Source organism: Paenibacillus thalictri (genome assembly GCF_004307995.1).
Lineage (GTDB): Bacteria > Bacillota > Bacilli > Paenibacillales > NBRC-103111 > Paenibacillus_AF > Paenibacillus_AF thalictri.
Genome location: NZ_SIRE01000019.1, coordinates 90,508 through 109,390, shown reverse-complemented (window position 1 = coordinate 109,390; position 18,883 = coordinate 90,508). Strand labels below are relative to the sequence as shown.

Below are 18,883 nucleotides of genomic sequence, written 5' to 3'. Positions count from 1 at the left end.
ATGAAAAGGGCGGGTCCGATGAGCAGCGATTCCAATCTTTCTGCGCGGTTGTCCGAATACATATATAAATTAGAAAGCATTCACCATGCCAAGTCCTGGGACATGCCGTTTCAGCACGAAAAAGCGTGTTACGGCATGCTTGTATTTAAAGAAGCCGAAGGCGATTTGGCAATCGACGGGCGCAGTTATGCAGTCAAACGCCAGCACATATTCATGTTGTCTCCGGGTGCGGCGGTCAGGCTGCATCTTCGCCCCGACATTGCGGTTGACTACTACTATTTGCGCTTTTATGCGCTTCAGGCCGCAGAACGTCAAGGCCAATTCGAAATGGCCGAGCTGGCATGTCCGGATACATTGTCCACCTCGTATTTCCCTTTTTTTCTCGATAAAATTCAGGAGATGGAGCACAAAAACCGCAGTCATTCCGGCTGGGAAACGATGAAAGCGAATATTTTGTTTCAAGAAATGATATGTGTGTTGTTCAAACAGATCGTACATGAGGAAAAGACCGATTTGCAGCAGGCGATCGCCCTCACGCTGGAACATATGGAGCTTCATTATGCGGCGCACATCACCCGGGAAGATCTGGCCGAGCTGGCCGGTTTAAGCGCAGATTATTACTCGCGGTCGTTCAAAAAACAGGTGCACAAAAGCCCGATGGAATATTTGACCGATATCCGGATTAATCAGGCCAAGCAAAGACTGGTGCAGTCCAGCGATTCATTCCGTTCCATCGCCCAAAGCGTAGGGTTCAGCGACGAGTTTTATTTCAGCAGGAAGTTTAAGGCGGCGCTGGGCTGTTCGCCGATGGCTTACGTCAAAAAAATGAAATATTCCGATCGAATCGCTTCGCTGAATCATTTGGCGACAGGCGATTTGATGGCGCTCGGTATCGAGCCTTATGCGGCTGTCATGAACGATGCGTATCCGATCGCAGGCCGCTTGCACAACACGATTGCGATCGGGGATTCCAAGCCGGATTTGGAAATATTGATGTCGGTTAAACCCGACTTAATCGTGATGTCGGGTGCGCGCCATATGGAGAAATCCCCTAAGGAAAAATTGTTCAATCAGATTGCGCCAACCGTGACGTTGGATTTTTTCCAAAGCTGGCGCATTCATCTGCAGACGATCGCGGGTATTGTCGGCAAGGAAAAGGAAGCACGGGATTGGCTGGAACGTTACGATTACAAAGCGGAAACGATCCGAAAACAGTTAAGCAGCCGCATCGGGGGAGAAACGATTCTTATTCTAGGCATCGGCGACAAGCAGCTGTGCGTATTCGGACAGCGCAACATCGGCACCGTGCTGTACGGCGACTTGCATCTTGCGGCCCCCGAGGGCGTGCGCCACATCACGCATTATCGGGAAATCGATGCCGAGGAGCTGCAGATGTATGATGCCGACCGGATCGTCCTTGCATGTTTCCGGCATGACGGGTCGCCGCGGATGGACCGGCTCATTCGCAGCGAAGCGCTTCGTTTGTACGAAAACCAAACTTGGCGCCATTTAAAAGCGGTCAGAAATGGCCGCGTATACTGTATGGTGGACAGCAAACATCTGTTTACAAGTTATAACGCGCTGACGCATGATTTGATTTTGGACAAGGCTCATCAGATGTTGTTATCGTGACTTGGCTGCCATAACGGAAATCGGAATAACGGAATCGTGCAAAAAATGGTCGCAAATCTCCATGTTCAATCGCTTTGGCCTTTGTATAATTAATAATGAAAATCATTATCATTTTATCGAAGAGCCGGACAAAGGAGAGAACGACATGATCAGACGTGCGCCGTCTATATATGCGCTAACAGCGGTCATTGCAGGTATGCTGGTTACTGCCGGCTGCGGCGGGGCCACACAAGGAGCGGCGGCAGAGGCAGGCAAGAAGGCGCCGGAAGCTGCGGCCCAAGATGTCAGGGAAGTCAAACACGCGATGGGAGTCACCCAAATCAAAGGCACGCCGGAGCGGGTAGTGACGTTGTACCAGGCGGCCACGGACGCCGCCCTGCAACTTGGCGTCAAGCCGGTCGGAGCGGTCGAGGCATGGATCGAACAGCCGTGGTACAACTACATACGGGACCGTATGCAAGGCGTAACCAATCTCGGATCGGAAAATCAGCCGAATCTCGAGGCGATTATCGCCTTAAAGCCGGATCTGATTATCGGCTCCAAATCGCGCGACGAGAAAATATACGATCAGCTATCCGCAATCGCCCCGACGGTGATGGACGAAGACGTCTATTTCTGGAAGGCGGCGCTTTCACTGTCCGCGGAAGCGATGAACAAGAAACCGGAAGAGCAGCGTTTTTTGGCCGACTGGCAGATGAAGGTGGACGATTTCAAAAAGAAAATGGGAGACAAGCTGAAGATGGAGGTGGCGATTGTCGACTTCCGCCCCGATCATGCGCGGATTGTGTACACCGGGTTTTCGGCGCTGGTGCTTGATGAGCTTGGCGTGTCGCGGCCGATGAATCAGAAGGGGGAAGAGTGGGGAATCAAGCTGACCTCCAAAGAAAATATTCCGCAGATGGACGCGGACATCATCTTCGACCAAACCAGCACCTCGCGGAGCGACGGCCGGATGGATTTGCGCTTGGCATGGACCAGTCATCCGTTATGGAAAAATTTGCGGGCTGTAAAAACCGGCAAGGTGTTTCCGGTCGATTCGGCGACATGGAACAACGGGTCCGGTCCGATCGCGGCTGCCAAGATGCTCGAAGACCTGTACCGTTATTACGACTTGAAATGAGCGGAGGAGGACATCTGTGATTCCATTGTTGCGCCAAACGCCTTCTAAAGTGACGGGTTTGGCGGCCGGCTGCTGTATGCTTGCGGTTTGCTTTATGTTAAGCATCGTGTTGGGGGCGAACCATACCGGGTTCGCTGCCGCCATCCAATCGTTTATTCATTATGACGCCTCGTCCACCGAACAGGTGATCATCCAGACGACCCGGCTTCCTCGAGCTATCGTAGCCATGCTGGTTGGGGCCAATCTGGCGGTTTCCGGCGCGCTGATGCAAGCGCTGACCCGGAATCCGCTGGCTTCTCCCGGCATTTTCGGGATTAACGCGGGCGCTGTATTTTTTGTTGTATTGGCTTTGGCTTTGTTTCATATCACGACGTTGACCTCGATGATCTGGATCGCCTTTGCCGGGGCGGCTGTGGCCGCTTTAACCGTGTATGCGCTTGGTTCCATGGGCCGGGACGGCTTGACTCCGCTGAAAATCGTGCTCAGCGGCGCGGCGATGACGGCTTTTTTTTCGTCGTTTACCCACGGTATGCTGGTGCTTAACGAGACCCGCTTGCAGGATGTGCTGTTCTGGATGGCCGGTTCGGTAGCCGGCAGAGATCTTGACATGCTTGCGCCGGTGCTGCCGTACATGCTGCTGGCCGGCGTCATGGCGCTGCTGCTGGCCAGGCCGGTCAACCTGCTTGCATCGGGCGAAGAAGTGGCTAAAGGGCTGGGGCAACGAACGATGCTGGTGAAATTGGCGGCCGCTCTAGCCATCGTCTTATTAGCCGGAAGTTCGGTTGCCGTAGCCGGCGCGATCGGTTTTGTCGGCCTTGTCATCCCGCACATCGCCCGCTTTCTAGTCGGCGCGGATTACCGCTGGGTGATTCCGTTCAGCGCCATCCTTGGGGCGGTGTTGCTGCTGCTCGCCGATCTGGCCGCGCGGTTTGTCATTATGCCCGCGGAAGTGCCGATCGGTGTGATGACGGCTTTAGTCGGCGCGCCGTTTTTCATTTATATGGCCCGCAAAGGACTTCGTTCGAAAGGGGGAACGGCATGATGCGGAGTATCGTTTTCCGCAGCAAAACGGGCCGCCTTTCTTTTCACGCCAAAAGCGGTACGCTGCTGCTCATCGTGCTGCTGTTGCTCCTGACCGCCGCCGTTATGCTGATCGGCGCCGGCCTTGGCAATAAATTGATCTCGCCGCTGGATGTGTTCAAAACGGCGGCCGGATACGGAACGGCGGAGCAATGGCTGATCGTCGGCGTGCTTCGGCTTCCGCGCATTATCGTAGCCGCGCTGGTCGGCGCGGCGATGGGCGTTTCCGGAGCGATTCTCCAAGGGACGATCCGCAATCCGCTGGCTTCGCCGGATATTATGGGCATCACCGGAGGAGCAGCTTGCGCGGCCGTTGCATTTATCGCTTATTTCTCGGGAAAAGTAAGCATTACATGGCTTCCTGTCGCTGCATTTATCGGAGCGGGCGCAATCGCCGTCCTGATTTACGCGCTGGCGTGGCGCCAAGGGGTGACGCCTATACGCCTTGTGCTCGTCGGCATCGGGATTTCGGCGATTACGAGCGCCGCAACGACGTTTATGATTATGCTCAGCCCGATCAAAGCGGCCGGTCAAGCTTATATTTGGCTGACGGGCAGCGTTTACGGCGCTTCTTGGGCGCAGGTGCTTGCTCTGCTGCCGTGGGTGGCCATATGTATCCCGCTTGCTTTTGTGTGCGCCAGAAACGTATCCGTTCAGGAACTGGGAGACGATGTGGCCCAAGGGCTCGGCGCCGCGGTTCAGCGCCAGCGCTGCCTGCTGCTCATTCTCAGCGTGGCGCTGGCCGGTTCGGCTGTCGCCGTTGCCGGCGCGATCGGCTTTATCGGCCTGATTGCTCCGCATATGGCGCGGAAGCTTGCCGGCGCTTCATTTGCCGCGGTCATCCCGGTGGTGGCCTTGCTTGGCAGCCTGCTCGCCGTTGCTGCCGATACCGTGGCGCGAACGTTGTTTCTGCCGCACGACATTCCCGCCGGCGTATTTACGGCCGGCATCGGCGCCCCGTTTTTTATTTATTTGCTGTACAAAAACCGCAACCGCTAATGCCGGAGGCGGTTTCTTTGTCACAGAACGTTGCATTTCGATGTGAGTGGAATCACAAGGAGCGTTACCGGCCCCATTATATAATGAGTGCATCACAAACGCACAGGGGTGGAACAATCGATGCTAAACGAAAAAACAATCCAAATTATTAAGTCGACAGTGCCTGTTCTTGAAGTTCACGGAACGGCAATCACGAAACGGTTTTACGAAAAGTTGTTCAGCAGCCATCCGGAATTGCTCAACATTTTTAATCATGCGAATCAGAAGCAGGGCAGGCAGCAGGCCGCTTTGGCCAATGCGGTGTATGCCGCGGCGCTGCACATCGATAAATTGGAGAACATTTTGCCGGTTGTCAAACAAATCGGCCATAAACATAGAAGTCTTGGCATCAAAGCGGAGCATTATCCGATTGTCGGGCAAACGTTGCTAGCCGCGATCAAAGACGTTTTGGGAGATGCCGCAACGGATGAGATTCTTCAGGCTTGGGCCGAGGCATACGGTGTCATCGCCGACGCCTTCATCAGCGTCGAAGCGCAGATGTACGATCAGGCGGCTACCCAGGAAGGCGGATGGGAAGGATACAGACGCTTTAAAGTGGCGAAAAAAGTGAAGGAAAGCGATGTTATCACGTCATTTTATTTGGTTCCGCAAGACGAAGGACGCTTAGCGGAGTTCCAACCTGGGCAATATATCAGTGTAAGACTGGAAATCCCGGGTGAAACTTATACGCACATTCGGCAGTACAGCTTGTCCGATGCGCCGGGCAAACCGTATTACCGGATATCGGTCAAAAGGGAAGATGCACTGCAGGATCGTCCCGCCGGCAAAGTTTCCGTTTATTTGCACGAAGCGGTAAACGAAGGGGACGAGCTGCATATTTCGGCGCCCGCCGGGGACTTTACTTTGGCGCAGCAGGATTCGCGGCCGGTCGTGCTGATTAGCGGGGGAGTCGGCTTGACGCCGCTGGTCAGCATGCTGAAAACATTGGCCGAAATATCGCCCAAAAGACAAGTCGCGTTTGTACATGCCGCGCAAAACGGAAACATGCATGCGCTCAGGCAGGAAGTCGAGGAGCTCGCAGCACGGTATCCGCAAGTGTCGGCGTACTGGTGTTATGAGCGGCCAAGCGAGCAGGATCGGGCGAATCTCGCTTTTGATAAGATGGGGTATATCGATTCGAACTGGCTGAAGTCAATTGTCGGCGAACAAAATTGCACTTATTATTTTTGCGGGCCTGTCCCTTTTATGAGCGCCGTTTATCGTATTTTAAAAGATTGGGGCGTTCCCGCCTCGGACGTCCATTATGAATTTTTCGGACCGGCCGGCGTGCTGGAGCAGGAACCGGCGGTTCGCTGAGCCCGCAGCAAGCGGTTGACCGTTTCGCGGCGCAAACCGATGAATTGGCCGATTTCGTCCTGTGTGAACACACTTGTGACCGTTTCGGCCGGGACATGGGATTGCAGCCATACTTGAAGCCGCCGCAGCCTCTCCGCAGGAGACGTTTCCGTCAGCTGATCGATCCGCTGCTGCATCATCCTTAATTTTTCTTGAAGCAGCAAGGCGATCTCCCGGCATTTGTCGGGGGTGTCCGCGAGCTCGCGGTACCACTGCGCGGCGGGAAGCACATCAATCTCGCAGGTGACAAGGGCGATGGCCGTCCCGAAATAAGCGTTCGGACTGATTAAGGAATGATGTGGTATCATTTCATTGGGCACAATAACGTTCATCAGCACAGGGGTACCATCCCGATGAAGGCGAACGATTTTGAGCAGCCCGCTTTTCAAGTGGTAGAGCGGGCCTGTCTGGCCTTGATGAAATAACGTTTCGCCTTTATGTAAAATCATATAACCTCCGGGTTGAAAAGCGGTCTTCGAATATATCGAGGATCGCTTTTTTTGTCTCGCATTACATTATAACGTTTCGTTGCCTGTTGAACAATGAAGCTGAATACGCCCGAATCGGAGCGAGGCCACTGAATAAGCGAACGCTGGCGTTTCTCCAGCATGATTTCGCTCACTCCGCTGCTTTTTCGGTGGCCTTATCGGAGCAGCCGGCGTTTTTTCCTACAGGAGGCCATTGACAAATGGTATCGTCACTTATATAGTTAGTTACATGAGTAATTAACCAGTGTGGTAGTGGAGAGATGGTGACTTGAGTTATGGGACCCACGATGGACGACAGCCGTCCGATATTTATGCAAATCGCCGAACGGATCGAAGACGATATTGTCGAAGGGAGATTGCCTGAAGAAACGCAGGTACCTTCAACCAACCAATTTGCGGCATTTTACCAAATCAATCCGGCAACCGCGGCCAAAGGCGTCAATCAACTGGTGGATCAAGGGATTTTATACAAAAAGCGAGGGATTGGCATGTTTGTCTCTGCAGGAGCGCGAGTGGTTTTGCTGGAAAAGCGAAAACTACGGTTTTATGAGCAGTATGTCGTCACGATGATCCGTGAGGCCGGTAAGCTTGGGATTACCCGGGAGCAGTTAACTGAGATGATCAAGAAAGGGGATCAGCCCTCATGAGAAATGTGGTTGAAGTCCGCGAATTGAGCAAATCGTATGGCAGCTTCACTGCTGTCGATAAAGTCAGTTTTAACATACAGCCGGGTAAAATATACGGACTGCTCGGAAGAAACGGCGCCGGCAAAACAACGATCATGCATATGATTACAGCGCAGCTGTTTGCTACGAGCGGTGAAGTGGCGGTATTCGGAGAAACGCCTTACGAGAACAATTATGTGCTTAACCAAATTTGTTTCATTAAAGAAGGGCAGAAGTACCCGGACCATTTTCGTGTTGCGGATGCGCTTGACTTTGCGGCTTCGGTTTTTCCGAATTGGGATGAGGCATTTGCCCGCACGTTGGTCGAGGATTTTCAACTCCCGCTGACGCGAAGAATAAAACGGCTATCCAGAGGCAACCTTTCTTCTGTAGGCATTGTTATCGGGTTAGCCAGCCGCGCGCCGCTGACGATGTTCGACGAGCCTTATTTGGGACTCGATGCGGTGGCGAGAGGTGTGTTCTACGACCGGCTGATTGCCGATTATGCAGAACATCCGCGGACGGTTATTTTGTCCACACATCTGATTGACGAAGTGAGCCGGATTTTGGAACACGTTCTTGTGATCGATAAAGGGAAGCTGATCATCGACGAGGAAGCGGAGATATTGCGCGGGCAGGCGATTACCGTGGCGGGTCTCGCTTCTGCAGTCCAGTCTTTTATAGCGGATAAACAGACGATATCCCGGGAACCGTTCGGAGCGCTCGTATCGGCCACGATCATGGGCAAATTAAGCGACGAGGAACGAGGGCGGGCCGAAGATTTCGGACTGGAATTAGCCCAAGTTTCCTTACAGCAGCTGATCGTTTATCTCACCAACGGCAAATGGGAAAGAAAGGCGGAAGATACCCGATGAATCGTGTTCAAAGCATTGTCAGAATGCGCTTAAGAGACAGATGGACATCATTTTACATCCCCTGGCTGATTCTGCTTTCCAGCTTTGCAGTCAACCTGTTTATCAGCTATTTGATCAATAACCAAGAGCCGTTTTATACCGGGGGATTGATGTCTATATTCATATCGATCGCCATACTGGGCGCCATTCATTTTGCGCAGACGTTTCCTTTTGCCCTGGGCATGAGCGTGCGGAGAAAAGACTTTTTTCTCGGAACGGCAATGGCTGCGGTCATCACCAATGCGGTCTCGGCAGTGGTGTTGTGCCTGTTCTCGCTTGTAGAAAGTGCGACAACCGGTTGGGGCGTCAACATGCATTTCTTCAACCTTGCCTGGATTGAAAACTTTAGTGTGCTCGGCCGTTTCGGCATCTATATGGCCGTGTTGCTCCATTTGCATTTTTTTGGCATCACCGTATCCAGCATATTCCGCCGGTATGGGAGAGCGGGGCTTTACGTTTTTTTCACAGCGCTTTTGGTCATATTCAGCGGCATGTCGCTTCTGATCACACATTACCAATGGTGGATCGGAATCGGGCTCTGGTGTAAAGCGCACATGATACAAATCGCATGGTATTCCGTGCTGGCGGTTGTGCTATACGGGACGGTGTCGTACGTTTTGCTGCGCAGAGCGACGGTACAATCGTAATGCCGTATTGTCCGCCGAACCGTATAATAAAGCTTTGGCATTCGCACAATAACCGATTCACAGGAGGTTAGATTCATGACAACTCAAGCGGTCATTCAAGTCGTTATCATTGCCGTTGTCATCGGATTGGTCATATGGCTGAGAAGCAGAAGACAAGGCAAGCCGATTCGCAATAAAGGACTTGGCATGCTGACTCCCGTCGTGCTGTTGCTTGTTATTTTTGGCTTCTCGATCAATTCGCTTGCGCATATACCCGGCCATCCGTTTCACCTGCCGGCACTTTGGGAACTGCTTTGCGCTGGCGTTCTTGGCGTCGTGTTAGGCAGCATTATGCTGTACCACACCGGTTATGAAAAACGCGAAGACGGGCTGATTTATGCGAAACGCAACAAAAACTTCAAATACGTTATTATTGCTGTCGTTGTATTCCGGCTTGCCTTGTCGCAATATTTCAAAGGCCTCGATTATACGGAGTTCACCGTATTAACGATGGTCATGGCTTATTTGTACATTTGCGTCTGGCGTGTGGGCAGCTTTATCAAGTTCCGGCAAGTCAGCACCGGCTGAAGACAGCCGGGCCGATAAGCTGCTTCGTATCTGAAGGTAAGGCGCGGCGCAATAGCTTCTACTTAAAAAGCGATTCCGGCGGCATGTTCCCGCGGGTTCGCTTTTTTTGCATAACTATGCATAATTAGGAGGGGGAATAAAGGGAAATGAGGAAGTCTTCGAGAATAGTAACTACGGACGAGCCTTAAAAAATTACAGGTGAGAGGTACCGCTGTTGAAACGATACAAAAAACGGATGTTTGCAGCTGTCGGAATGATGCTTGCAGGGGTAGTGCTCTTGTTTGCCGTCGACTACCAAGTAAGATCTTACGCAAATCCATATATAATGAGTGCCGGCGAGGTGCCTGAAGCAGACGCAATTATGGTGTTAGGCGCATTTGTTTATCCGAACGGGAACGTGTCCACGATGCTGCGGGACCGCTTGGAAACCGCAATTGATATTTCCCGCGAAGGCAAATCCGCTAAAATTATCGTGAGCGGCGATCACGGCAGAACAGATTATGACGAAGTCAATACGATGAAGCAATATTTAATGAAACAACAATTTCGCGATGACGATGTGTTTATGGATCATGCCGGCTTTAATACGTACCAAAGCATGTATAGAGCGCGGGACATTTTCAAAGTACATAAGCTCATTATCGTCACGCAGCAATATCATTTAAGCAGAGCCGTATATTTGGCCAGAAAGATGGGTCTCGAAGCGTACGGGGTAGCCGCCGATAAACAAGATTACGGCAATGTGATGATCAAATACAAGGCTAGGGAAATGTTGGCCCGCTCCAAAGATTTTATCAATGTGAATGTGACCAAACCGCAGCCGAAATTTTTGGGCGAAGCCATTCCCGTCACCACAAGCGGGACGTTGACCAATGATAAGTAAAACCAATGCGGACGGAAGCCTGTTATCGGCGATGACAGGTTTTTGGCGCTTGCTGCAGATCTAACGAAAGGGCAGCCGCGCAGCCAAGGCCACTGAAAAAGCAGCGAAGTGAGCGAAATGATTGTGGAGAAGTGTCGGCTTTCGCTTTTTCAGCGGCCTCCAGCAGCCTGGCTCTTTTTTGCCGATGCTAGCGGATCAGCCCCGTATTTTCGATTTTGATATGCGTTTCCACTTCGAACTTCAGATCCGGATACACCGTCTGCCAGTGCCGCCAATCTTCTTCGCTGCCGAAATATTGCGCCAGGTAATGCAGGCCGAAACCGTACGGGTCGACACCGGCATCGCGGATTTTGTACAGCAATTGCTCGGTTGTCTGATTTACATGATCTTCGAGTTTTTTCTGCACATCGGGGAGAAATTGATTCATCAGCGTAACCGGGCTTTGCTCGATCAACCCGGCGAGCTTGAGCTTCAGATGTACTGTGGGCGCATCGCCTTTGGAGATGGAGACGGTTCTGGATGCATGCGAAATGTAAAACGCCAGTTGTTTTCCTTTATAACGAATGCCGACACCCGAACGTGCAAACGCATTGGCCGACAGATTGTACAGCTGGGTTTCCTTTGGATCAAGCGTCAGCAGTCCCTGGTTTTTGTTCAAAAGCCTCAGATGTTCGACTACGTAGGAATCGCCGTCAAAGCTGATAACGGGCAAATAAGGATCGAGCCCTTTTTCCTTGAAGCGGCGAAAGCTGTCGAATAGAAATTCGGTGACCGTATAAGGAGAGACCGTCCCTTCTTTGCCGAAGGTTAGAAAAAAAGCGTTCCCGGCCAGTCTCTCGGTCGTAGGTTTGCCGCGCAGCACGGTGTGGGCGTTAGGACGCGCTTCGGCCAAATAAGATACAAGCTGGATGTCCCGTCTTCTGCCCAGCCAATTCATCGTTTCGGTCAGCGAATGCTCGACCAGGCGTTCTCCAAGTAGAAACACCCGGCATTGGCCAAAATCAATCTCTTTGTCGACATGCGACTTGAGATTCCTGACCGCTTCCGCGATGCTTTCCGATTCCAGCTGCTCGATTTGGCTTTCGGCCAAACCTTCTCCTATTTTGGAAGTGGGGATGGCGAGGCGCAGCGTGACCAAATACGGTTTGTCTTTTTTGCCGGTTGCGTCCACGCCCATGGCCACTACGAAAAACCGCTTGTCAATATCCTTGAATCCGCAGCTCCCTAGCAGTGTGCAGCAGCATAATAGGAACGCGAGTTTCCAAAGCGTGGTTAAACGCATGCTTTTTCCTTCTTTCTTCTCCAGGCGAAATACAACATCAAGGTAAGAAAGACGATTTCCATAAAAAATCTTGCCACCAGCCAGACGGTTGAAACGATTTCATTGCGTTCCATATTGATGGCAAACATGTAAGCAAACGAGATCACTCCGGCCGCAAGCGCAAGCCAGATATTGATTTGCGGTACGGGCACTTCTTCAACCGTGACCGAACGGTTAAGCGCATACCTGATGAGCAGAATGGAGATGTGCCACGTATTCATCACAAATAACAGCGACAACCCGGTAAAAATAAGCAAAAAGACGTACAGTACCCGGTTGATGAAGCCATATTCCAGAACCATCGAATCCGCCGTCATGCTCCACAAATAAACGAATTTCTCCACGCCGACCGTTCCGTGAAAGCCAATGGGGACAAAAAAGGTGACGCTCAAAAATAACGTGCCAAACAAGGGAACCAGCCAGCGAAAACGGAACTTGAATCCTTCCGTGTGGAGGCGGTTGAAGATGGTGAGGCTCATATAACCGGAAAACAGGAAGGTGGCCGAAGCTACGGTTAAAAACGACGGCGGCTCTTTAATGTATCCGGAAACGTAACGAATAGCATCCCAATTCAGATTTGGACCGAAAATAGCTTTCATTAAAATAATAAAAATAACGGGCGAACTGACGATTGTTGTGATCTCATTAATAAATTGGACGGTACGGGTAGATCGGCTGCTCGCCCAAGCTGCGGCGCCGGCCATAAGCAGCAAATTCATATAAGGGTTCATATCCGGATAAAAAAACATGCGGATTGTCTCGGAATACGAATAAACGACAATAACACCGGCAGGAAGCCATATAAAAATGGAGGCTAGCAGGCAGTTGAAGGTGGTCAGCCATTTGGGCAAATATAGATCGCAAATTTCGGGCAGCCCCAATCCCGGAAAATGTTCGAAGCAAACCATCATGGACAGCGCCATCACGCTGCCGATGACGATGGCGATCAGCATGCCTAATATCGCACCGGTGAAGCGTTCCCGAATCAGGATGGAAGGGACAAACATCATAATATTGATCAATCCGACGTACAGCACATGATAATACGTATAACGAAACATTTGCCGGCTACCCTCCTTTTTTTCCGGGATGGTGCATTTGCGCTTCCTGCTTCGGGATGTACAGCGTCAAATAAGGCTGTCCGAAGCTGCGGAGATTACACCAGTACACGATTAAGGCAAAAAATAATACAACGATCCCGATCAGGCCGTAGAACATGGAAATCAGCACAAAAATATATTTGATAAATCGTATGGAATACCCGAATCCGTTGTTCGGGATAACGAAATTGGATATGGCGACAACCGACGTGACGATGATCATAATGCTGCTGACCAGCCCGGCCTGCTGAATCGATTGACCAAGAATCAAACCGCCTACCGTCGTCGCTGTTGAACCGATATATCGGGGCAGCCGGAGACTCGCTTCGATCAGCGCTTCGATCATAAACAGCATGATGATTACCTCTATAAAAGAAGGATAAGGAACAACCACCCGGCTCCCGGCTATGGAGAGTGTCAATTGAACGCGCAGTACTTCCGGGTTATAAGAAACTATAGCGATATAAAAAGCCGGAAGCATAATCGTAAAGGACATGGCGAAATACCGCAGCACAAGCAGTACCTTGCTCATCCAGAACGACTCGTAATCATCGTCCATAGCGTGCATAAAATCGAAAAGGCGCACCGGAAGAATAAGGCCGAAACGGCTCCCGTCCTGCAGCAGAGCGACTTTCCCCCGTTCGAGCATCGTTGCCATGCGATCGGGTCTTTCCGTCTGGAGCACTATCGGAAAAAGTCTGTGTCTCACTCCGGAGATCGCTTGCAGAAGCTGGCCGGCTGCGCGCAGCGTTTTCATCTCGTCCCGGTTGAGTCGTTCGTTCAACAGACCTAGAACCTCCCGGTTGACGAGGTTTGCATCGTAGAGCACAGTAACCCGCGTTTTGGAGATTTCTCCGATCACGTGTTGTTCTACACATAAGGAAGGTTCGTTATAGCGCAAGCGGACAAGGCCGATGTTCAGGTCCAAATCTTCCGTAAACGCAGTTTGCGGACCTTGCAGGGCGGCTTCGATTTGAACGGTATCGGGTTTTTGCTGGAATTTTCGCTGCACCTCATAGCTGTATACCTGGTCGTCGATTTTGAAAAGCACAAATCCTTTCAGCAGCAGCTTGGACCATTCTTCGGGGCGATCGGCTTGGCCAAAATCGGGGTTCGAGGAAATCAGCCGCTCGAACTCGTCAGGGTGGAACCGGTAAGAAAACGGCACAAGCAAGCCGTCTTTGATCAACGTCTGATCGCAGAGGGAGGGAAAGTAACACAGCTCCATTTGCAGGTAGCCGTTATCAAGGGTATCGCCGAAAAAATCGGAAGGATTATGCAGCTCTGCGCGGATTTGTTCGATCATACCTACCTCCGAGATCCTTGTTTTCCATTTTTATGATGTCCCTGATACAGCCAACCCATGCACGAGCCGGATCGGATACAGCGGCGGCATACAATTATAAGATAAACTTATTAATCTTATAAGCTGATTCTAATTGACCAACCGCACCAGCTGTGATAGGGTCAATATAATGAAAAAAATTAATTAGATACGTATACTGGGAATTAAATTAAATGCCATATGGGGTGGATATTGTTGGAACTTCAAGTGACAAACAGTCCTTTTAATCAAGAGCAAGTCGATTTGCTGAATCGCCTTCTGCCTACACTATCGGACATGCAGCGAATTTGGCTGAGCGGATATATAGCGGCATTTCAAGGTACGAATGCAGCGGTTGTGCCCGGCGCGGCGCCTGTAGCGGTTGCAGCCGCCAACGTGGCGGCGGTGTCCAAGGAAGTTACCATATTATTCGGTTCGCAGACCGGCAAAAGCCAAGGTTTGGCGAAAAAGATGACGAAGAAGCTGGAAGAGCAAGGATTTCAGGTCACGCTTTCGTCCATGAGCGATTTCAAAACAAACGGGTTGAAGAAGGTGCAGAACCTGCTTGTTGTGGTGAGCACTCACGGCGAAGGAGATCCGCCCGATAACGCGCTGCCGTTCTACGAATTTCTTCATAGCAAAAGAGCGCCTAAGCTCGAAGAGCTGCGGTTCTCCGTATTGGCGCTTGGCGACACATCGTATGAGTTTTTCTGCAAGACGGGCAAAGATTTTGACCAGCGCTTGGAAGAACTCGGCGGCAAGCGGATTGCGCCGCGGGTCGACTGCGATGTGGATTTTGACGAGTCCGCCGCTGAATGGATGGGTAGTGTGCTCAGCGCTCTCGGAGAAACTTCGGGCGCTGCATCAAACGCCGGCCAAGCCGGCGCGGCCGCCGCAAGCGGAGCGGCAGCGGAATCGGAATATTCCAGAACGAATCCGTTCGAGGCTGAAGTATTGGAGAATCTGAACTTGAACGGACGTGGTTCGGACCGGGAAACACGCCATGTCGAATTGTCGCTGGAAGGCTCCAATCTTCAATATGAACCGGGGGATTGCCTGGGCATTTGTCCGGAAAATCATCCCCGCCTTGTCAGCGAGCTGATTGCCGCGACGGGATGGAAAGCCGACGAACAAGTAACGATTAACAAAAACGGCGATGTTCGTACCGTGCAAGACGCGCTGCTTCGCTACTATGAAATTACCGTTCTGACCAAACCGCTGCTGGAGCAGGCGGCAAAACTCAGTTCTAGCAGCGAGCTGCAAGAACTTGTATCGGCCGGTCATGAACAAGAGCTTAAAGATTACATTAAAGATCGGGATCTGCTTGACCTCGTACAAGATTATTCTTTCCAAGGCGTGTCGGCGGGACAATTTTTGCCTATCTTAAGAAAGCTGCCGGCCCGCTTGTATTCGATCGCCAGCAGCTCGAAAGCTTCGCCGGACGAAGTGCACGTTACGGTTCGTGCGGTGCGTTACGAAGCGCATGGGCGCGAACGTTACGGCGTATGCTCCGTACAGCTCGCCGAACGGCTGCAGATTGGCGACAAGCTGCCTGTGTATATTCAGAACAACCCGAACTTCAAGCTGCCTGACAATTCGGATACGCCGATCATCATGATCGGACCTGGCACCGGGGTTGCTCCTTTCCGGGCGTTCCTGGGAGAGCGGGAAGAGACCGGAGCGGAAGGAAAGACTTGGTTATTCTACGGGGACCAGCATTTCACAACCGATTTTCTTTATCAGATCGATTGGCAGCGCTGGTTGAAGGCGGGCGTGCTGACAAGAATGGATGTCGCGTTCTCCCGTGATACGGATAAGAAAATATATGTTCAGCACCGGATGCTTGAGAAAAGCAAGGAGCTTTATCAATGGCTGCAAGAGGGCGCCAGCATTTACGTTTGCGGCGATGAGAAAAAGATGGCGCACGACGTTCATGAAACGCTGCTGGCGATCCTTGAGCAGGAAGGCGGCTTCAGCTCCGACGAAGCTGCGGAATATTTGACTCGCATGCAACAGCAAAAACGGTATCAACGGGACGTGTACTAAGAAAGATTCCCGGAGATTTCGAGAGGAGAAAGCAGGATGTCAGACAACAATTTACTATCGCCGAACAGTGCGCCGCATAGTGACGTAGAGGATATTAAACGCAGAACCAATTACCTTCGGGGAACTCTTGCAGAAGTGCTGGAGGACGCCATTACGGCCTCCATTCCCGAGGACGAGAACCGGCTGATGAAATTCCACGGAAGTTATATGCAGGATGACAGGGACCTGCGCAACGAACGCCATAAGCAGAAGCTTGAGCCGGCTTATCAGTTTATGCTGCGCGTGCGCGCGGCGGGTGGCGTCGTCACACCGGATCAATGGTTGATGATGGACCGTATCGCGCAGAAATACGCCAATAAAACGATTCGGCTGACGACCCGCCAGTCGTTCCAACTGCACGGCGTGCTGAAGTGGAACATGAAAAAGACGATTCGCGAAGTTAACGACGCGCTGCTCAGCACGCTCGCCGCTTGCGGCGACGTCAACCGCAACGTGATGTGCAATCCGAACCCGTATCAATCCGAGGTTCATTCCGCAGTATACGAATGGGCCAGCAAAATCAGCAGCCATCTCGATCCGCAGACAAGAGCGTATCATGAAATTTGGCTTGACGGAGAGAAGATTGTCGACAGCAGCGAAGAGCAGGAGCCGATTTACGGCAAAGTATATTTGCCGCGTAAATTTAAAATCGGTGTGGCCGTGCCTCCTTCTAATGATGTCGACGTATTTTCCCAAGATCTCGGTCTCATCGCGATTGTCGAAGACGGCCGTTTGAAAGGTTTTAACGTCTGTGTCGGCGGCGGAATGGGGATGACCCACGGCGATACGCTGACTTACCCGCAGGTTGCGCAAGTAATCGGCTTCTGCACCCCGGAACAAGTCGTGGATGTGGCGGAGAAAACCGTGACGATTCAGCGGGATTACGGCGATCGTGCAGTGCGCAAGCATGCGCGTTTCAAATATACGATTGACGACCGCGGCATCGACTGGTTTATCGGCGAACTGACGAACCGTCTGGGCTGGAAGCTCGAGGAAGCGCGTCCTTATTATTTTGAACATAACGGGGATCGCTACGGCTGGGTAAAGGGCAGCAACAGCAAATGGCATTACACGATGTTTATTCAAAACGGCCGGATCAAAGATGAAGACGGTTATCTTCTCATGACCGGACTCAGAGAGGTTGCCAAAATTCATAACGGCGATTTCAGACTGACGCCAAATCAAAATTTGGTGATCGCCAATGTAAGCAGCCAGAAGAAGAAAAAGATTGAAGAATTGATTAAAGAATACGGTCTTTCCGACGGAGTTCGCCACACGGCTTTGCAAAGAAACTCCATGGCTTGCGTAGCCTTGCCGACATGTGGTATGGCAATGGCCGAAGCGGAGCGTTATTTGCCCGAGCTGCTGGACAAAATCGAACCGATGCTCGATGAGGCGGGATTGCGCGAAGACGATATCGTCATCCGCATGACCGGCTGCCCGAACGGTTGCGCCCGGCCGATGTTGGCTGAACTGGCGTTTATCGGCAAGGCGCCCGGCAAATATAACATGTATTTGGGCGGCGGATTCGCCGGCAACCGCTTGAATAAGCTGTACAAAGAAAATATCGGAGAAACCGAAATTCTAGAATCGCTGAAGCCGATTCTTACCCAATATGCCAAAGACCGCCGCGAAGGCGAGCATTTCGGCGATTACACGATCCGCGCCGGATATGTGAAGGAAGTCCGCTCCGGTCAAGATTTCCATTTGTAAAAATTAATACCGTTAATTAAATTCGCAATGATGAAAGAAGCGCATCCCTGAAGATGCGTTTCTTTTTTCATTTCAGTAAAGGTATCATATTTTGGTATTTTTAATATTATATATTTGATATAATCGATAATATTAAAAACATCCGCTAATATATCCCATTTCATATTAACGAAAGGACGTGTTTCTCTGTTTACATATCATGGTGAAGCGATCAACGACACGACATATTCGCGAGTAAGAGACCGCTTGAGGTCGGATATTTTAAAAGGCCTTTTCGAACCCGGCACGAGGCTGCGCATCGTAGACTTGTCCAACCGGTACGGCGTCAGTCAAATGCCGATTCGTGAGGCGCTGCAGCAGCTGCAAGGAGAAGGCCTGGTCACATTGCTGCCGCAAAAGGGAGCTAGCGTCCGCAAGGTTGACGACCGTTTTGTTTCCAATATGTACGATGTGAGAGCCGCAATAGAAGCGATGCTTGTCCGTAAAGCGGTTGAAGTTTTAACCGGGCCGGTTATGGACAAGATCGAACATTTGCAATTGGAATACGAACGATGCGCAAGCAGCGGCGATATGGAGGAGGCGCTGGCATATAATTTGCAGTTTCATAAGGCGATTAACGAACTCCCGCAAAATCCGGAAGCCGTTGAAATTATTAACCGGCATTGGGGATTGATTGTCAGCTTGCGCAATACCTTTGGATTTAGTGAGAAGCGAATCGAAGACATTATAGAGGATCACCGCTTGCTTGTGAATGCGCTTAAAAACCGTGACGGAAATGCGGCTTCGGTGATTGCAGATCAACATGTGCAAAAGGCGAAAGCAGATCTGCTGACGAATATGAAGAGCAAAGCTGAATTCAAGCGGTAATCCATATGCCAATACATCATCGAATTAAACATACTGCAAATTCAAGCAAGGTTCAGCCTGCCCGGATAAATTTACGCTCCAAA

At 51.3% G+C, this 18,883-nt stretch carries 17 protein-coding genes; 13 read left to right on the top strand and 4 right to left on the bottom strand.

All coding sequences use genetic code 11. From position 1 onward, the window contains the following. The 5 genes from EYB31_RS25080 to hmpA all read left to right on the top strand — a co-directional run bounded on the left by EYB31_RS25080 (position 1) and on the right by hmpA (position 6,187). Positions 1–1,632: a helix-turn-helix domain-containing protein gene (locus EYB31_RS25080; RefSeq protein ID WP_240762828.1), complete on the top strand. Its 1,632-nt coding sequence runs from the start codon at positions 1–3 to the stop codon at positions 1,630–1,632. Between the two features lie 145 nt (positions 1,633–1,777). Beyond that, complete coding sequence (locus EYB31_RS25075) at positions 1,778–2,752, top strand: ABC transporter substrate-binding protein (protein WP_131016174.1); 975 nt, start codon at positions 1,778–1,780, stop codon at positions 2,750–2,752. A 16-nt stretch (positions 2,753–2,768) separates the two neighbouring features. Continuing rightward, on the top strand, positions 2,769–3,794 hold the full coding sequence (locus tag EYB31_RS25070) for a FecCD family ABC transporter permease (protein WP_240762826.1): 1,026 nt from the start codon (positions 2,769–2,771) through the stop codon (positions 3,792–3,794). After that, positions 3,791–4,831, top strand: coding sequence for a FecCD family ABC transporter permease (locus tag EYB31_RS25065; RefSeq protein WP_131016173.1), 1,041 nt, complete (start codon positions 3,791–3,793; stop codon positions 4,829–4,831). Before EYB31_RS25070 ends, EYB31_RS25065 begins: the two co-directional genes overlap by 4 nt. Before the next feature lie 120 nt (positions 4,832–4,951). Further along, positions 4,952–6,187, top strand: coding sequence for an NO-inducible flavohemoprotein (gene hmpA / locus EYB31_RS25060; protein ID WP_131016172.1), 1,236 nt, complete (start codon positions 4,952–4,954; stop codon positions 6,185–6,187). On the opposite strand, the gene EYB31_RS25055 is transcribed toward hmpA, so the two are convergent. Next, the gene (locus EYB31_RS25055; RefSeq protein ID WP_131016171.1) at positions 6,133–6,675 is read right to left on the bottom strand and encodes a Crp/Fnr family transcriptional regulator; all 543 of its coding nucleotides are present in this window, start codon (positions 6,673–6,675) and stop codon (positions 6,133–6,135) included. The two genes, hmpA and EYB31_RS25055, sit on opposite strands and share 55 nt — an antisense overlap. A gap of 326 nt (positions 6,676–7,001) precedes the next feature. Here EYB31_RS25055 and EYB31_RS25050 point away from each other — a divergent pair, with 326 nt between their 5' ends. The 5 genes from EYB31_RS25050 (at position 7,002) to EYB31_RS25030 (ending at position 10,390) form a co-directional block, all read left to right on the top strand. Continuing rightward, positions 7,002–7,361, top strand: coding sequence for a GntR family transcriptional regulator (locus EYB31_RS25050; protein WP_420819472.1), 360 nt, complete (start codon positions 7,002–7,004; stop codon positions 7,359–7,361). Beyond that, on the top strand, positions 7,358–8,254 hold the full coding sequence (locus tag EYB31_RS25045; RefSeq protein WP_131016169.1) for an ABC transporter ATP-binding protein: 897 nt from the start codon (positions 7,358–7,360) through the stop codon (positions 8,252–8,254). Before EYB31_RS25050 ends, EYB31_RS25045 begins: the two co-directional genes overlap by 4 nt. After that, entirely contained in the window at positions 8,251–8,940 is a 690-nt protein-coding gene (locus tag EYB31_RS25040; RefSeq protein ID WP_131016168.1) for a hypothetical protein, read from the top strand. Before EYB31_RS25045 ends, EYB31_RS25040 begins: the two co-directional genes overlap by 4 nt. Before the next feature lie 75 nt (positions 8,941–9,015). Next, positions 9,016–9,507 carry a CcdC protein domain-containing protein gene (locus EYB31_RS25035; protein WP_131016167.1) on the top strand — a complete coding sequence of 164 codons (492 nt, stop codon included), beginning with the start codon at positions 9,016–9,018 and terminating at the stop codon, positions 9,505–9,507. Positions 9,508–9,721: 214 nt separating this feature from the next. Next, on the top strand, positions 9,722–10,390 hold the full coding sequence (locus EYB31_RS25030) for a SanA/YdcF family protein (protein WP_240762824.1): 669 nt from the start codon (positions 9,722–9,724) through the stop codon (positions 10,388–10,390). Positions 10,391–10,577: 187 nt separating this feature from the next. Here the strand turns inward: EYB31_RS25030 and EYB31_RS25025 are convergent, their stop codons facing one another. From EYB31_RS25025 to EYB31_RS25015, 3 genes are read right to left on the bottom strand one after another with little or no spacing between them, the layout of a single operon-like run. Further along, positions 10,578–11,672 carry a Ger(x)C family spore germination protein gene (locus EYB31_RS25025; RefSeq protein WP_131016166.1) on the bottom strand — a complete coding sequence of 365 codons (1,095 nt, stop codon included), beginning with the start codon at positions 11,670–11,672 and terminating at the stop codon, positions 10,578–10,580. Continuing rightward, complete coding sequence (locus tag EYB31_RS25020) at positions 11,663–12,772, bottom strand: hypothetical protein (RefSeq protein WP_131016165.1); 1,110 nt, start codon at positions 12,770–12,772, stop codon at positions 11,663–11,665. Before EYB31_RS25020 ends, EYB31_RS25025 begins: the two co-directional genes overlap by 10 nt. A 7-nt stretch (positions 12,773–12,779) precedes the next feature. Next, complete coding sequence (locus EYB31_RS25015; RefSeq protein ID WP_131016164.1) at positions 12,780–14,117, bottom strand: spore germination protein; 1,338 nt, start codon at positions 14,115–14,117, stop codon at positions 12,780–12,782. 234 nt (positions 14,118–14,351) lie between these two features. Between EYB31_RS25015 and EYB31_RS25010 the strand changes: the two genes are divergently transcribed. The 3 genes from EYB31_RS25010 to EYB31_RS25000 all read left to right on the top strand — a co-directional run bounded on the left by EYB31_RS25010 (position 14,352) and on the right by EYB31_RS25000 (position 18,800). Beyond that, positions 14,352–16,181 (top strand): assimilatory sulfite reductase (NADPH) flavoprotein subunit, encoded by a 1,830-nt coding sequence (locus EYB31_RS25010; protein ID WP_131016163.1) that lies wholly within the window; start codon positions 14,352–14,354, stop codon positions 16,179–16,181. A gap of 36 nt (positions 16,182–16,217) precedes the next feature. Continuing rightward, positions 16,218–17,933 (top strand): assimilatory sulfite reductase (NADPH) hemoprotein subunit, encoded by a 1,716-nt coding sequence (gene cysI / locus EYB31_RS25005; RefSeq protein WP_131016162.1) that lies wholly within the window; start codon positions 16,218–16,220, stop codon positions 17,931–17,933. 126 nt (positions 17,934–18,059) lie between these two features. Then, positions 18,060–18,800, top strand: coding sequence for a GntR family transcriptional regulator (locus EYB31_RS25000; RefSeq protein WP_338119991.1), 741 nt, complete (start codon positions 18,060–18,062; stop codon positions 18,798–18,800). The last annotated feature ends 83 nt before the right edge of the window (positions 18,801–18,883 follow it).